This window comes from Flavitalea plasmicola (genome assembly GCF_030546645.1).
GTDB lineage: Bacteria > Bacteroidota > Bacteroidia > Chitinophagales > Chitinophagaceae > Puia.
Window position 1 is genome coordinate 326,447 of the sequence record NZ_JAUOTO010000009.1, and the last position, 17,177, is coordinate 343,623.

The 17,177-nt window shown below is 52.3% G+C and carries 7 protein-coding genes; 4 read left to right on the forward strand and 3 right to left on the reverse strand.

What is annotated here, in order from left to right; genetic code table 11:
* Positions 1-124 precede the first annotated feature (124 nt).
* Positions 125-6,958: a fibronectin type III domain-containing protein gene (locus Q4E93_RS30805; protein ID WP_303591789.1), complete on the forward strand. Its 6,834-nt coding sequence runs from the start codon at positions 125-127 to the stop codon at positions 6,956-6,958.
* A gap of 283 nt (positions 6,959-7,241) precedes the next feature.
* On the forward strand, positions 7,242-10,673 hold the full coding sequence (locus tag Q4E93_RS30810; protein ID WP_303591790.1) for a carbohydrate-binding protein: 3,432 nt from the start codon (positions 7,242-7,244) through the stop codon (positions 10,671-10,673).
* 554 nt (positions 10,674-11,227) lie between these two features.
* Here the strand turns inward: Q4E93_RS30810 and Q4E93_RS30815 are convergent.
* Positions 11,228-12,685 carry a hypothetical protein gene (locus tag Q4E93_RS30815; RefSeq protein ID WP_303591791.1) on the reverse strand — a complete coding sequence of 486 codons (1,458 nt, stop codon included), beginning with the start codon at positions 12,683-12,685 and terminating at the stop codon, positions 11,228-11,230.
* 139 nt (positions 12,686-12,824) lie between these two features.
* Here Q4E93_RS30815 and Q4E93_RS30820 point away from each other — a divergent pair, with 139 nt between their 5' ends.
* Together Q4E93_RS30820 and Q4E93_RS30825 are read left to right on the forward strand one after the other, a co-directional pair.
* Entirely contained in the window at positions 12,825-13,547 is a 723-nt protein-coding gene (locus tag Q4E93_RS30820) for a glycosyltransferase family 2 protein (RefSeq protein ID WP_303591792.1), read from the forward strand.
* 12 nt (positions 13,548-13,559) lie between these two features.
* Positions 13,560-14,846, forward strand: a complete 1,287-nt coding sequence (locus tag Q4E93_RS30825; RefSeq protein ID WP_303591793.1) for a hypothetical protein — start codon at positions 13,560-13,562, stop codon at positions 14,844-14,846.
* Here Q4E93_RS30825 and Q4E93_RS30830 read toward each other — a convergent pair.
* The gene (locus tag Q4E93_RS30830) at positions 14,843-15,913 is read right to left on the reverse strand and encodes an acyltransferase family protein (protein ID WP_303591794.1); all 1,071 of its coding nucleotides are present in this window, start codon (positions 15,911-15,913) and stop codon (positions 14,843-14,845) included. The genes Q4E93_RS30825 and Q4E93_RS30830 overlap by 4 nt on opposite strands.
* Entirely contained in the window at positions 15,910-17,121 is a 1,212-nt protein-coding gene (locus Q4E93_RS30835; protein ID WP_303591795.1) for a glycosyltransferase family 2 protein, read from the reverse strand. The genes Q4E93_RS30830 and Q4E93_RS30835 overlap by 4 nt, the downstream gene beginning before the upstream one ends.
* Positions 17,122-17,177: the final 56 nt, after the last annotated feature.

A 17,177-nucleotide genomic window follows, 5' to 3' on the forward strand; every position in this document is an offset into this window, starting at 1 on the left:
ATCCGTGACTGAGAACCTGAACTGTGTGAGATGCTGGCGGATGTAACAACGAGAAGTAATGTTGATTGGATCATACATATAGAATTTTAACCATCGCCCTAATCTCTATTTTAAGTTAATTATCATGAAAAGTTTTACACAGAAGCTTCTCGTTTGTTTGTTCATCCTCACGCTTTCCCATGCTGGAAGGGTGGTGGGGCAAAGTATATTGAATCCAACGGATTCGGTGTACAATTATGATTCGACCAAACCGAAAGGAAGCGTTCAAAATCCCACTTATACCAATGGCACTATTGCCAAATGGGTCCGCACGAAAAAGCTTACGTGGAATACGAATGGGTGGAAGTGCTATATGCTGAACGGGATCCCGTTCCGGCTAAAATTCCCTAAAACTTACGACCCCACGGCCAACGACGGCAAGAAGTATCCCATGCTGATCTTCTTCCATGGCGCCGGCGAGAAGGGGCCCAGCACTGATAATGAGACCTCCCTGGCCAATGGGGGGCAATTCTTTAATGGCAGTGTGGACAACGGGTACTTCGACGGGTATATTCTCATACAACAGTCTCCGTTTACGTATTGGGATGGGACCTACCTGGACCTGGCTAAGAACATTGTAGACTACATGGCTGTGAACAATAAGCTCGACCCTTTCAAGATTGGGGTCAATGGTCTTTCTGCGGGTGGACAAGCCACCTGGGCGATGATCCTGCGTTATCCCAATGTTGTGACTGCGGATCTGCCGATGTCAGCCAATAACCTGGGTAACAGCGCTCCCCAGAACCTTCCGCTGACCAAGTTTACTCCGATATGGAATTTCCAGGGTGGTAAGGACGGTGCTCCGGACCCCACCACAGGCCAGCAGGTGTACGACCAGGAGATGGCGGCCGGGGCCAACTATAAATATACATTGTATCCGACCTTGGGTCATGGAACCTGGAATACCGTTTGGGCGGAGCCGGATTTCTGGCCTTTTATCCTTCGTACCTATGCGTCCAATCCCTGGACCTTATTTGGACAGACGGCCTTTTGCCCGGGCGTGGCCATTAATGTCACGATTGGCGTAGCCCCTAATTATAATGGGTACCAGTGGCGGAGGAATGGGGTGGCATTAGCGTCTACTACCAATACCATCAATGCGACGGATACGGGTGTGTATGATTGCCGGGTGCTGAGAGGGACGACATGGTCGGACTGGTCTCGTACGCCTGTGCATATCACGATCAAGCAACCTACGGTAACGCCGCCGATCACTATCAGCGGCCTGATGAGCAAAGTGATACCGGCTGTTGACTATAATTATGTGAACCTGAAAGTGCCTTCCGGCTATGCGACCTATACGTGGCAGAAAGTCGGCAGCAGCACGACCATCGGGACAGACAGTGTCCTGCAGGTGACCGATCCCGGACAATATAGAGTCCAGGTGATGGAGCAGTATGGCTGCAGCAGCAGCTTCTCGGCTCCTTTCACGGTGGTCAGCGCTGGCGGTAGTCCGAAGCCCGATGTGGCTACGGGCCTGAGCGTGCAGACATTGTCACAGACTACTTTATTGCTGAACTGGAATCAGAATCCTGCACCTACGGTGAATGAGACTAATTTCGAGGTTTACCAGGCTACCAAGGCCGGCGGACCTTATAAGCTGGTGGACATAACCGGCGCGGATATATCGAAGGATACGATCAAGGGGTTGGATGCGGGTAAGACCTATTACTATGTCGTGCGTCCTGTGAATGGCACAGGCGCTGCCGCCATCACCAATGAGGCCAGCGGCACCACGACCAATGATACGCAGGCGCCCAGCGCTCCTTCTGCGCTGACAGTGACGGGGACGGGTTACACTTCCGTTGGTCTCTCCTGGGGCGCCAGCACGGATAATGTCGGCGTCACCGGATATGATATTTACGTCAACGGGTCGAAGGCGTACAGTGTACCGCCCACGCAGACGAGCTTTATCGTATATAGCCTGCAACACGGGACGAACTATATCTTTACCGTGAAGGCAAAGGACCTGGCGGGCAACAGCAGTATCGCCAGCAACCAGGTGAACGCGAAGGCGCTCATCAACGGGCTGTCCTACTCCTATTATAATAACCTGGACCCCACGCTGACCAAGCTGCCGGATTTTGGCACGCTGACGCCTGTGTCTACCGGGTTTATGCCGAATGTCGGGTTTATTTCCCCGGCTCCGGATGTTCAGTGGTATGGCTATGTATACAGGGGCTTCCTCGTGATCCCAACCAGTGGGACGTATACTTTCCAGACGACCTCGGATGATGCCAGCAGGATGTGGCTGGGTTCGCTGAACTCGACGGCTGACCCCTACACTTATTCGGGCACGCCCCTGATCAACAATGATAAGCTGCAGGGTCCAACGACCGTCACTTCCTCCACCAGGACCCTGTCGGCCGGGATCTATCCCGTTACGTATGCTTACATGAATGCTACGGGCGGTGCGACCATGACTGTACAATGGAAGACACCTCTTTCCCTCAGCTATGTCGCTATTCCCAACAGCGCATTCCAGGAGGCCAATACGCCTGGCGCCGTACCTGCCACCCCTATTAATGTGAAGGCAACGACGCAGACCTACAATACGATCAATGTGACCTGGACGGACAACAGCAACAACGAAACCGGGTTTGAGATCTTCCGGGCGAGTGCGCTCAACGGCACTTATACTATCGTAGGTACAAGGCCTGCGAATGCGAACAGCTTTACGGACAGTTCCTGCCAGGCTTCCACTACCTATTATTATAAGGTACAGGCCGTCAATGCCAATGGTTCGTCGGGATTTGACCTGGCCTCCCTGACGGGGCTCAGCTATAGCTATTATTCGATACCGGGCACCTGGACCAACATGTCGCAGCAGTCGACGCTGACGCCGACGGCAACTGGTGCGGTGCCGAACGCAACGCTGGCGCCTGCCCAATCCACTACGAACTACTCATTCAAGTTCGCGGGTTACATTACTGCTCCTGTCACCGGGACCTATACCTTCTATACGTCTTCCGATGACGGCAGCAACCTGTATATAGGCGGCTTTGACAGCGCCCACCTGGTAGTGGCCAATGATAAGGTGCAGGGCACGACGGAGAAATCCGGTACGGTGACACTGACTGCAGGGGTCAAGTATCCTTATTATGTACAGTACTTCCAGATCAGCGGCGGCGCTGTGCTGACCACCAGCTGGAAGCTTCCGGGCACCGGCACTACGAAGGTTGTCATCCCGGACAGTGTATTCGTCAACACTAATCAGTTTGCGACCACCCAGGCATTACCTGCTGCGCCCGCAGCTCCCAGTGGTCTGACGGCGACGGCTACCGGCCCGACAACCATTTCGATCAGCTGGACGGAAAATGCCAACAATGAGGACAAGATAACCTTGTTCCGCAGCGCCAGCAATAACCAGAACTATGTGCCTGTGGCAACGTTACCTGCCAATTCCACTTCATTCGTCGATTCAGGACTGTTTGCAAATTCTGTATATTACTATAAGGTACAGGCTTCGAATGTCGGTGGTGCTTCAGGCTATTCCAATGAAGGCAATGCGCGGACGCTTGACATCAAGCCCGTCATTGTGAAGCTGGCCAACCAGCAGGCGCGTTACGGCACTACCACGGTGATACCGATCAGCGCTACCTCCGCAGCCAATGCAACGTTGACACTGAGCGGCAGGAACCTGCCTGCCTTTGTAACGTTGACGGATAATGGCGACGGTACGGGCAAGCTGACGGCGACGCCTTCCGCAGCCAATGCGGGCGATTATCCCAACCTGAGCGTGATCGCTTCGGACGCATTCGGTGGCGCCGACACGACTACCTTCAGCTTGTCTGTCAATAATAATTATCCGCCGACGCTGGATAGCGTAGGAAACTACTCCATTAGCGAGGGCGACAGCCTGAACGTGTCGCTGACCGCGCATAATGTGAACCCAGCCGACAGCCTGACCCTGGCTGTCAGTGGTTTGCCCAGCGCTTATACGCTGACGCAAGGCAGCAATGGGACTGCATCCCTGGTGATACGTCCGAACTTTGCCGCTGCCGGGACCTATACAGTGACGGTGACGGTGAATGACAACAATGGTTATTCCACCAGCCGTACGTTTACGCTGACGGTGGCGGATAAGAACCCTGTGACCAGGATCTTTACGAGGGTGCAGGCTAACAATGCGGCGCCGCTGCCCTGGAACAATGTGACGGGACCGACCACTACGGGCCTTAAGGATGAAAATGGCGGCACCACGTCGGTGGGTCTGTCCTTCCAGCCTTCTTCCTGGTGGATGCCTTATGGCTATGGCGGAACGAGCACGAACAATAACAGCGGCGTCTATCCGGATGTCGTGTTGCAGGAATATTATTACTTCAATTATTTCGGCGGACCCAGCAACCCGAGTGTCGTTGTCACCGGATTGGATCCTGCCAAGAAATACGATCTTACCTTCCTTGGAAGCAGCACCTTCTCGAATTTTGCCAACAATGGCCGTACTACTTGGACGGTGGGCAGCCAGACGGTAGCGCTTGCAGTGCAGAGCAACACCCAGAATACGGTGACGCTGTCTTCGCTGACGCCTGCATCGGATGGTACGATCTCGGTGCTCATGGGTACGCTGGACAATACGCCGGGCTATCTGAACTCTTTGGTGATCGCCAATCATTTCGACGACAGTACGGCTCCTGCCAAACCGCTGAACCTGCAGGCGCAGGCGGCACCGAAGGGCGTAGGGCTCACCTGGCAGGATGTGGCATACAACGAGGACAATTATAAAGTATATCGCAGCACTGGTGACAGCGCGTCCTTCAGCCTGATCGGAACGGTGCCTGCCGGAAGCACTTCCTTCACGGATACCACGATCTCCGGTACGACGAAGTACTACTATAAAGTAGTGGGGACAAATGCTTATGGTGTGGGTGTCTACAGCGATCTGGCGTCGTTTACCACTGCGGATCGTCTGCCTACAGTGAATGCGATAGCAAATGTGACCGTCAACAACAATCAGAGCGTGCAGGTGAATGTCACTGCTGTGGATGATCCCAGCGATCACCTGACACTGTCAGTCAGCAACCTGCCGAATTTCGCCACCTTTGTGGACAATGGCAATGGTACGGGTACGATCACTATTACGCCCACGGCCGGGCTGCAGGGAAGCTTCTCCGGTGTGACCGTGATCGCCAAGGATGGCAGTGATTCCATCGGGTCAACCAGCTTTACGATCAACGTAGTCGATCCGAGCCTGTCTTACACGTATGTGAATCTCTCCAGCTTTGCCAACCAGGCGCCTTCGCCATGGAACAATCTGCTGATCAATTATATACCCTCTGCCGGGTATTTCATCAACAACCTGCTGGATCAGACGGGCGCGAATACGGGAATGACCCTGACGCTGACCGACGCATGGACGGGTGTTTCCAACACCGGTATGCAGCGCCGCAACGGCTCTGACCTCTATCCGGAAGTTGTTTCGAACAATGCGATCTATGCGACGGATGCCAATAATCACCGGATCACGGTGACGGGCCTGAACACAGCGAAGCGGTATAACTTCCAGTTCTTCGCCAGCCATTTTACGAGCGAAAGCTGCCTGACGAATATCACTATCAACGGGCAGACTGTTGGATTGAATGGCTCATACAATTCCAATAAGACCGTGCAGATCAATAACGTAACTCCGGACGGCAGCGGCAGCGTGGTCATCAACTGTGTCAAAGACGCGAGTGCAAGCTTTGCCCTGATCAGCGCCATTGTCATCGAGTCATTCGACCCGGGCAGCACCATACCGTTCAGCCCCGGCGACCTGCGTGTCCTGGATTACTCTGCGACCAATACCGTCACCTTACAGTGGCAGGATAGGGCCAGCAACGAGACAGGATATGAGATCTGGCGTGCACCTGATGGTGGAGCTTACAGCTTGCTGGCGACAGTGGCTGCGAACACTACGACTTATACGAATTCGAACCTGACGCCTAATACGACCTATGATTATGTGGTAAGGGCGAAGAATGGAACGCAGTACTCTGCCTACAGTAATCCTGTGAAGGGGTATACGTATGCCAGCACCGTGTTCCTCAACATGAACGGGTCGACCGGTCCGATTGCTTCGGCTCCCTGGAACCAGACCCGTTGGGTTAACCAGACCACCGGTAATGTGTGGAACAACTTCAAGGATGAGGCCGGCCTCCCGACAAATGTCGGATTGATACAGGCTACTCCCTGGGATGCGGTGAACGACCATGGTGTGAGCACCGGCAATAACTCAGGTATATTCCCTGATGCCGTCATGGCTCAAAGCTTTGGATTGTTCATAGGAGATACGGCACGTCTGACCTTTACGGGACTGGACCAAACGAAAACCTATGATTTCACGCTGTTTGCGAGCTGTACGGATGCTCCGACACACAATGCCACAGCGAGGTATAATATCAACGGCAAGCAGAGCCTGCTCAATTCATATGTGAATAAGAGCGGAACGGTGACAATGTTCGGTATCAAGCCAGACCAGAACGGCCGGGTGGATATTACGACCTATGCTTACGATTCCTCCAATGCTTCCTTTGCACTGATAGGTGTGGCCATCATCAAGGGGTATACTCCGTCGACGGCTACGATCTCTCCTGCCCCTGCGATGGTGCAGTCTGGTGTGGTATCTGCGACGGCTAATGCTCTGGCACCGCTGGCAGCAACGGCTGATGACCTGGACGGCAAGCCGCTGGGTGTTTATCCAAATCCGTTCAACCAGAACTTTACGCTGACTGTGCCGGCCCATACTAATGACAATGTGCTGGTGATGGTGACAGACCTGGGCGGAAGGACCTTATACAAGAAGATGACGGAAGGTCTGATCGAGGGTACTAACCTGATACAGGTGCAGACGGACGGATCGGTAACGCCGGGCGTATACTTTGTCTCTGTTATCTACACCAACAGGAACGAAAGGAAAGTGCTGAAAGTTGTGAAGCGATAGATAGATAGGAAATATTAAACATATGAGAAGAAGCCGCCCACAGGGCGGTTTCTTCATTTAGTGGTTATCCACATAAGTAGTTTTTGGCATGATTATTTCTTTTTGAGGTATGCCTTCCTGTGAGCAGTCTAATCGCATTAGCTTGTTTTTGTGTGTTTGAAAGTGTGGATTTTTTTCCCCAATTGGTTTAACCATATATAGTTTCAAATTTACCTGCAGCAGAATTTATGCAGATGGGCACCGTATTGCTAAAATTATTTATATATCCAATAATCTACCTTTTATGAAGCCAATCTTTACCTGCTTATGCTTATTTATTATTCTCGCCGGCAAATCACAAACTACAGAGACACACAATTTCGTTACGTATGATACTACTTACAAGTTAGGTAGTGTTACGTATTTGATCCGTATCAGCCGTCCGGCGAATATGTTCAAGGCGGGTGATGCTGACACGGCTTCCAGGCCTGCGATCATCACGATGCCCGGGATAGGCGAGATGGGGACGGATCCGTCAAAGCTCCAAACGTATGGGCCACACTGGTGGCTGAACAATGGATGGGATGGCAGTGTCGTGCTGGGTAATGGCACGCATTACCCGATCCTGATCACGATGATCTGCAGCTATACGCAGCCGTACCCTGAGTGGAACCTGGCTGTGTTGAACTATTTACTTAACACGTATCACATCAAAAGGAATTCGGTGCATTTAGCGGGACTGTCGCAGGGTGCTTTTACATGGTCCGCGATGATCACGTATGAGTCGAGCGCCGGGGCCGAGGATGGTATGAAGCCTGTCACGAGCCTCACCTTGCTTTCGGGCGCTGCGGCCGTATTCCCCGGTCCGGGGTATCCGTATTTCGGGCATTGGGCCAAGAAGTATAAAGGTAAATTATTTGCTACGGTCGGCTATGGGGATGCGCAGGTGATCAATCCGCCATTGGTGGAGAAGGCCATGAATGACAGCGTGAAGGGATCTGCTTATTTCACCTATAATAATATAGGGAATGGAACGCATTGTTGCTGGAATACGGATTACGATCCCAACCAGCATAACTGGCAATCCTTTGCGCCGATGGGGCCCTACATCGCTACGGGGGCGGACACGAATTCCAGGGGAACTTACAAGATCGGTTCTTCCATTTTTCAGTGGATGCTGCGGCAGGGGGATACTTCCATGGTTGGCGGGACATCCGACAACGTAACATCCAATGCGGGCACCAATCAGACGCTGGCTGCCAACACGACCAGCACTACGCTTAACGGCGGGTTAAGCCTTGGCAGTATCCTATCTTATGCCTGGTCGGAGGTGAGCGGGCCCAATACGGCGAAGATAACGAGTCCCGGTTCCGCGACTACTACGGTCACCGGACTGATCGCTGGAACATATGTATTTGCTTTAAAGGTCACCAGCCTGCTGGGTGCTATCTCCATCAGCCAAGTGACGATCACCATAAGTGCGCCGATCAACGTGGCGCCTGTTGCCAATGCGGGTGCTGACCAGGTGATAACGTTGCCTACTAATAGTGTGACGTTGTCGGGCAGCGGTACGGACCAGGACGGCACTATTGCGAAGTATGCCTGGAGCTATGTCAGCGGTCCTACGACCTATACCTATGACAATGCCGCCATTGCGAATCCCACGTGCAGCAATCTTGTGGCGGGGACCTATGTTTTCCGCCTGACTGTAACGGACAATGCGGGAGCGACGGCTACGGATGATGTGAGTGTCGTGGTAAATGCGGCGCCTGCGAAGGCAGCGGCGGCGATACCCGGAACCATAGAGGCAGAAAGCTATGACGGCATGTCGGGAATACAGACAGAGACCACGAGCGATACGGGAGGCGGCCTGGATGTAGGATGGATCGACAATGGCGACTGGATGTCGTATAATGTGAATGTGGCTACGGCCGGAACCTATACGGTGAACCTTCGGGTAGCCACTCCTAACACCGGAGCGAGCTTACAGATCAGGAAATCGGATGGCACTGTGCTGTCTACGGTGAGCGTGGACAATACGGGCGGCTATCAGACATGGAAGACCGTGACGGCTACGGTGAGCCTGGCGGCGGGAAGCCAGACATTGGTGATTGCGTCGAACCAGGCTGCCAACTGGAATTTAAACTGGGTCCAGTTCACCGGACCGCTGGTAAGTCAGCCATCCAGCGGTACTGTATATGCTATACCAGGGGTAATCGAAGCGGAGAGCTACAGTTCATACGCGGGTGTGCAGACGCAAACGGTGAGTGATGCAGGCGGGGGACTGAATGTCGGCTGGATCGATGCTGGCGACTGGATGTCATACAATGTGAATGTGGCTGCTGCCGGTACTTATACGGTGAACATGCGGGTGGCGACGCCTTATTCGGGCGCAGCCTTCGAGATCAGGAATCAGGGAGGTACGGTGCTTACAAAAGTGAATGTAGACAATACGGGAGGGTTCCAAAGCTGGAAGACCATCAGCGCTTTGGTGACGCTCCCGGCGGGTGCTCAGACGCTGACGATCGCCTCTACTGCTTCTATCAACTGGAATATCAACTGGGCGAGCTTTACGGGCCCATTGACCAACACATTGGTGAGCGGGGACAAGCCCGTGCCGGGGATCGTACAGGCGGAAAATTATGATGCGATGAGTGGCGTACTGGCTGAAACGACCACAGATGCCGGTGGTGGTCAGGATGTCGGCTCGATCGGTGTGGGAGACTGGATGGACTATGCAGTGAATGCGGCGATAGCGAGCAATTATGTCGTGACCTTCCGGGTGGCGGCTGCTGCTGCAGGCGGTACGCTGCAACTGAGGAAATCGGACGGCACTGTGCTGGGTTCTGTGGCGGTGCCGAATACAGGCGGCTGGCAGTCGTGGACCTCCGTGACGATGGTCGCGCCTTTGCCGGCTGGCAGTCAAAAGCTGAGGGTATATTCCTCGGGTACAGCAGGCGTGAATGTCAACTGGATACAGTGGGCATATGCTGCAACGCCTGCCGCTGCGGTGGTAGCGAAGGCCATACCGGGCACTATACAGACCGAAAGCTATGATTATGTTTATGGCATGCAGACCGAAAGTACCATGGATAGCGGGGGCGGACAGGATGTAGGCTGGATCGACCAGGGTGATTGGGCAAGCTATAACGTTACCGTTGCTGCGGCAGGGACCTACACGGTGAATATCCGGGTGGCTACTCCGAATACAGGTGCGGCCTTCCAATTGAAGCAAGGGGATGGCACAGTGTTGACGACCGTGAATCTACCGAATACGGGTAGTTATCAGACCTGGCAAACGATCTCCGCCACGGTGACGCTGCCGGCCGGCACCCAGACGATCCTGATCTATAGCGTCAATGCCGCTATCTGGAATATCAATTGGATGCAGTTTGTCAGTGCAACGACGACTGCGCAGGCGAGGGCTGCGACTATGAGCAGCGCGGCGTTGGGACTGGGCGGAGATTCTGTTAGCGTGAACAATGCCGAGCGCTTCCATCTATATCCGAACCCTGTGCAGGATGTTGTGCGGCTGGATATCGCCAATGGGTATACGGGGGCTATGAAAGTGCAGATCATCGATGTGACGGGAAGAGTGCTGAAGATGTTTGGTTTTGATAAGGAACAACAGGATCTGCAGGTGAGCTTGTCGGCGGGAGATCTGCCAAGGGGGAATTACTTCCTGAGGGTGCAGATAGGGAATTGGAGTGTGGTGAGGAAGTTGGTGAAGATGTAGCTGTGAGCTGTGAGCTTTGAGCTTTGAGCTGCGAGCTTTGAGGTTCGAGCTGTGAGTGAGGTTTGATTAAGTATATGCTGCCCACTTTGTCTTTCGGGATGGAGTGGGCAGTTTTGTTTTTTGCTATTCCCGACAGCTATAGGCCTTCCGTCGCTGTACATTGGGTACCACTGGGCATTTGCTCATTGTTGTACAGGAAGTACTGTTGAGCATTTGGGGCTGAATGCGATGGCCCAATGTAAGGCTCCTTCAGGCTATAGCTGGTCGGCTGACCGCGGAGAGGGCTAGTGGGGATTTGACAAATGTGATGAGTTCGAAGGGATAAAGGTGTGGCTTGCCATTCCGGGATCTTGAGGTCGACCCTGCCCTGGCGGAGCCTTACTTTCCTATGGTAAGGGAGATACGTTGATGTTTGGCAATAGTCTTGGTTCAATGGTTTACTGAAATTGATCGGAGATGGAAAGTACAGCGACAGAAGGGTTAGGGTCGCCGACAAAGCGGAGAGGCAGAACTTGTCGGCGATTAAAGAACCGTTATATTCTGCCGAAGCGAATTTATGGATTGGTCCTTTGTATGAGATAAAGCTCTTTTGCCCCCGAAGAAAGCACGGGTTGCACCTCGTACCCGGATCCGAACAGGGCTTTGTTCCGCAGCCAGGCTGACTTTTGCAGGACGATGAAGTCAGCGTGGGGATCTGAGAGCGCGGCCTTTACATTCCGGTCGACCAGGTCCATATCTGTCTCGTAGCTTTTGGCCATATAATGAAATTGGATACGGCCTTGAAAGCGGAGCTGACTATATACACCGTCGGCAAAGTTGGGCCAGTCGCAATAGACTGTATACGGGCGAACAGGTTTTTGTTCCAGCGCCGTATAGATGTCCTGCTTGTTCATGATATAGATAAAGCCCACCAGGTTGAGTGCGGACCAGAAGATAGCGATGAAATAATGTATACGGAAGAAGATGTTGGAGGTCTTTATGATGACGAGGACAACGGGTATATAGATCAGATAGAGCAGGTAGAGAACGCTACGGTCGGAAGGGTATTTGGCTTGCAGTAAAAAGTGCGAAGCCAGGAAAAGCAACGTGGCTATCACCAGGATGAGGAGCTCCTTGTATTTGCGCAGGTATTTCCAGATAAGGATAAACCCCACTGGCAGGAAGGTTGCCATGACAGTGACCTTTGACACCGTTTCCAGCCGCAACAGGTCGTACAGGTGGGGGAAGGGCGTGATATTATAGAGCGTGAGGGTCGCCAGGAAAGTACTGTACATGCCACCTGCGACGAGGCTGTCCGATCCATTGATGATCACGTCGTTGAGCAGTATAGTCTTGCCGATGTGATAAATATAAAGTGTAAGCGCCAGCAGCGGGATGCCGCTGAGGATGGTATGTATGCTTCGGATGCGGCTGCGGAACTGCATCACGAAGAGATAAGCCAGCATGGCTGCAAAGGGGTAAAAGAAGCTGACGATGGCCAGGCTGCTGATGGCCCCGCAGAGAATGAGCTTCCAGTAGGCGCCTGCTTTTCTTTCTTCCAGGCAGACCTTGAGGTAGTAGAGGGCTCCGACAAAGAAGGCAATGGCCAGGGCGTAACCACGCCCGGCGCCAAAATAGACGATGGAAGGAGGAATGAAGAAAAGGGTGAACCATGCGTAAGAGCGGTTGGACCATGCTTCTGTCTTATAAGTGGCGGCTGCATAGAGGAACCAGGCATAGGGAAGGTAGGAGAGCAGGCTAAGCGCTCTAAAGCCAATAGCGGATCTGCAACCGGCCAATTGCATGGTTTTGAACCATAAAGAATTGATCAAATGATGGTTGGCGATATTAAAATGTCTGTAGGCCAGCAGGTCCCCGAATGATTCGCGCTGGACGGAGAGATAGGTCCAGCCTTCATCAAACTCCCAAAGGTGGAACCAGGCATAGTATAGGGCGAAAAGGAAGCCAAGGGTTGAGATGAGGAGGTAGAGCGAGGGGAAGGTCCCCCGGTCTTTTAAACGGGAAAGAGACATAGGTGCAAAAAATATATGAATATATTGGGGGTAATAATAGTTTAAATTTTCGATTTTTTTTCCAAAAAATTGCTTGAATATTGCAAAACAAGTCATTATGTTGTATTTTGATCGCCAATAACAACCCTATAAGTTATCAATGGAAAAGTTCAATAAGCTCTCTATTATCATTCCGGCCTATAATGAAGCGAAAACCATCCACATGATCCTCGACCGCGTATTGGAGGTAAAGCTCATCGAGAACATAGAAAAGGAGCTTATTCTGGTGAATGACTGTAGCAAGGACAATACGGAGGAGGTCTTACTGGCCTATATAGCGAGTCATCCGGGCGCCGGGATACAGTATTTCAAGCATGAGGTGAACAAAGGGAAGGGAGCAGCTATCCATACCGGGATACAAAAGGCTACAGGTGAATATCTTATCATCCAGGATGCTGACCTTGAATATGATCCGCAGGAGTTCAACCAGTTAATATGGCCTGTTATAAGGGGTTCCGCCGACGTGGTGTTCGGGTCCCGGTTCATGGGGGGCAATCCGCACCGCCGGCTGTTCTACTGGCATAGCCTGGGCAACAAGTTCCTGACGATGCTGAGCAATGCGTTCACGAATCTGAACCTGACGGATATGGAGACTTGTTACAAGCTTTTCCGTAGCGATATTATTCAAAATATAAAACTGGAAGAGAAGCGGTTTGGTTTCGAGCCGGAAGTGACCGCCAAGATAGCCAGGGTACCTAAGATCCGGATCTATGAGGTAGGTATTTCCTACTACGGACGTACATATGAAGAGGGTAAGAAGATCGGATGGCGGGATGGTTTCCGGGCGATCTTCTGTATATTGAAGTACAACCTTTTCAAATAATAGCCTTTCCCTATGCCCGACGCATATGGTTTTCCTGACAGCAAAAAGTATCTTTCAATATCTAAGGCTGTGGTCTATGGGATGGTGGCGGTTTATCTCCTGAACTGCCTGACACACCTGCGACTGCATGTCGACATGCTGCGCTATTTTGCCATTAAGGATTGCGTGGAGCTGGGCTGTCCTCCGGATTCGGAGGCAGCGCGGGATTATATGCCATGGGGCTATACGGGCCTGCTGCTGATATTATCCAAGCTGGGGATCTTAAAATCCACGGTGCTGGTGCTGATCAATTGCCTGTATCTTGGCGGCAGTCTTCTCCTGGTGAGGAAGCTGTTCCGGTCTTCCGTGAATCCCTGGTTCTCCGTGGTGCTGGTCTTGCTGAACTGGACGACGATCAAGTTCGTCACGCATCCTTTATCGGAGATGCAATATCTCTTTTTCTCCATGCTGGGTTTGTATCTCTTTCAGCAATATTCCCTGACGAAGCGATGGGGCTACCTGCCTGCCGCTTTTGCTGCTGCGGTGCTGGCCTTCATTACGCGGACCGTGGGTGTCGCGCTGGCCGGAGCGTTGGTGGTAGGATTGTTATGGGAATTCCGCAAGCAGCTGATACAATTGATACGCCGTAACAAGGTGCTGGTGGGGGTGATCATGCTGGCATTGCTGGGGGTAGCGGTTTTTTCGCGGCAGCTGGGTCTCAATCATTACACAAAAGTATTTTCCAAGCAGTTCACGGAAGGGGTTACCGTACTGACCATATTCAAATGGCATTTTACGGAGTGGTCGGAGATATGCTTCAATATATCCATCGTGAAGCTGGCGCCTTTTACAGGGCTTGTGACGGCTAAGCTGATCTTTTTGTTAACCGGCATATGTCTATTCGGCGGCTTTCTTTATTTATTGTTCTTCCGGAAGAACGATGTCCCCGTGATCGTGAAGATCTATTTGCTGTTGTATTCCATTGTCATGTTCAACTGGCCATTCTATGATCCACGATTTTGGGTCCCTGTGACGCCGTTGGTGGCCGCCGTGGTGGCGGATGCCGTTGGGCGCATACGTTCAAAGCGACTGGTGGGCGGACTTTCCTATGCCTGGCTGGTAGTGTATCTTTTTTTAGGGGTGGGGTCAGCGGTCTATCTTACCAACAGCTCATTAAGGCCGGAGGTAATGGCGCGCACGCATGCCAATGGGGTATACAGGAATGAATATGAAACCATTTTTTACGGCAAGCCCCTCAGCGATACGGCCCGGCATATCGACCAGGCCGCGCTGGAGGTGATCCGCCGGTATGACCGCTAGGTTACGGCAGGCGTCTTTTTATACTTCTCCGGTCTCTTCAGGTAGAAGAGGAACCACAGGATATTATCCTTTATCAGCAGATTGTATACGACTACGGGCACAATGACCCCTGTTATAATGCCGCAGGCAAGCAGCAGGACAGGATCGTGAACGCCTGCATATCGCATGAGGATGGCCCTTACGAAGGCAGCCACCAGGACGTGCATGACGTAAATAAACAGCGAGTGGAAGCCCAGGACCCGAAGAAAACGGAGGATATTCCAGGTTTGAAGACGGAAGGCAAGGGCGAACATGGTAAAGCAGCCTATGATCGCGATGAGGAGGAATTCAACGGGCTTCACGTCACCATGAAAGTGGAGATAATACATCTGGGCCGCGACGAAGAAGGGGATGGAAGCCAGGAGGGTGAGCGGTTTGGTGAGGAAGCTTTGAGAGCGCTGGTGAAAGAAAAGATCGGAAATGGCGTCTCCCAGGGCGAAGAAAATATAAAATTCCATCCAGTCGGACAGCATACTATATCTATTGACAGATGGCGCGAGAAAATACAGGCCCAGGCCCAGGAGCAATTGCGACCATTGAGGAGCTTTTAGTTTCACTTTCACCAGCAGGTAGATCAGGGTAGCGTTGAAGAGCGCCGGCAGGTACCAGAACTGGTCCAGGGCGCGGGGCTGATAGAGGATATAGCTGTAATCTTTAAAGCTTCTCTGTGTGTTGGTGTAGGTGGACATGGCCAGCTGAACGGTGATCTGTATGAAGGACCAGACCAGGTAAGGGTAGAGCAGGTTCTCAAATTTCGTGTAGATCAGCTTGTTCAAGGGTCTGCGGCTGATGCTGCCATTGATGAAGATACCGGATATGATGAAGAAAAGGGGCATGCGGAAGCTGAAAAAGATCATGTTGGCCGTCATCAGGGAGGGGGGGATGGCGAGGTGGCTGCTTTCCAGGCCCAGCAGGACATGCCGATAGACCACCAGGAGGATGGCGATACCGCGCAGGTAGTCCACCCAGGCCATCCGGTTCTTTTCCAGTATCGAGGTATTGAAGGCTTTGGCAAACCAGTTGTTCATGATGCATTATTTCCTACGGGTGATGTGGGAGCCGTGCTGCGCTGCGCTTTTTCCCAGACGGCGGACTGGGAACCTTTCAGGAAGCGGAAGAATCCCAATATAACAGAAACGTTCATGAAGGTGAAATAGTAAGGCACTTTACAAATTTTCTTCCATTTTCCCGGCAGGGGCAGCTGATACCCGGCGGCCAGGGCATAGAAGAGCAGCTGGGCGCAGAATGCGACGACAAAGAGAGCGTTGAAGGGCCCCCAGAGCAAAAAAGCGTTGGAGACAAACGCCAGGATCAGGCATAGCGGGCTGAGCGTCCAGCGTAATACCCGGTGAGAAATATATAAGAACGACAAGGCCGGGCGCCGCCAGAAGACCAGCAGGGTGGCCAGCATGATGATGGACTGAAAACCGCCAGCTGCAATGCGGACCTTGCGTTTCCGCTCTTCTCCCAGAGAGGAGGAGGGAAGCTCCATCGCATAGGAATGGGGTTCATATATGATGCGGTAGCCTTTTGCGGCCACGCGAAGGGAGAGGACGAAATCGTCGAGAATGGTATTTTCCGGAAGCACTTCATAGAGGTCCCTGCGAAGGGAGAAAAGCTCACCTGCCGCGCCTACGACCGAGTAGAAGTCGGAATCTATTTGCTTCAGCCGGGACTCGTATTTCCAATATAAGCCTTCAGCGTCAGCGGATTGGGCAGAGGGCTGTCCTGCAGACAGGGAGATTACTTTTTTTTCTCCGGCAACCCCACCCACCTTCCGGTCGTAATAATGGCGGGCGATATTCCGGATAGCATCCTTATTGAGGATCGTATTCGCGTCGCTGAAAATGAGTATTTCGTTGCGGGCATCCTTTACTGCCCTGTTGACGGCGGCGGATTTGCCGCTGCGGTCCTGGTTGTGCAGGAGGCGTATGGAAGGAAATTCCCTGACGATGGAGGGAGTCATGTCGTTGGACCCATCGGTAACGAACAGGTATTCGATGGCCGTGTGGGGATAATCCAGCTCCAATGAATTAACCAGCTTTTCATGTATGATCGACTCTTCGTTGTAAGCGGCAACGATGAATGACACGGACGGGATAAAATCCGGCGGTAGTCTGGTCGGCTCTTTTTTGCTTCGCAGGCGGGTGAATAGCCAAGCCAGCACTGCATATCCTCCATAATTATAAAAAACGATAAAACAGCTGATGAAGAAGATATATTGTGCCCAGATCATATATGTATCAGCGGAAAGATTGATTATAAAAGGCTAAAATAGGTATAGAATCTTGA

Coding starts and splice junctions, on each gene's coding strand:
- Q4E93_RS30805 (WP_303591789.1), top strand. CDS start 125: ATGAAAAGTTTTACACAGAAGCTTCTCGTTTGTTTGTTCATCCTCACG.
- Q4E93_RS30810 (WP_303591790.1), top strand. CDS start 7,242: ATGAAGCCAATCTTTACCTGCTTATGCTTATTTATTATTCTCGCCGGC.
- Q4E93_RS30815 (WP_303591791.1), bottom strand. CDS start 12,685: ATGTCTCTTTCCCGTTTAAAAGACCGGGGGACCTTCCCCTCGCTCTAC.
- Q4E93_RS30820 (WP_303591792.1), top strand. CDS start 12,825: ATGGAAAAGTTCAATAAGCTCTCTATTATCATTCCGGCCTATAATGAA.
- Q4E93_RS30825 (WP_303591793.1), top strand. CDS start 13,560: ATGCCCGACGCATATGGTTTTCCTGACAGCAAAAAGTATCTTTCAATA.
- Q4E93_RS30830 (WP_303591794.1), bottom strand. CDS start 15,913: ATGAACAACTGGTTTGCCAAAGCCTTCAATACCTCGATACTGGAAAAG.
- Q4E93_RS30835 (WP_303591795.1), bottom strand. CDS start 17,121: ATGATCTGGGCACAATATATCTTCTTCATCAGCTGTTTTATCGTTTTT.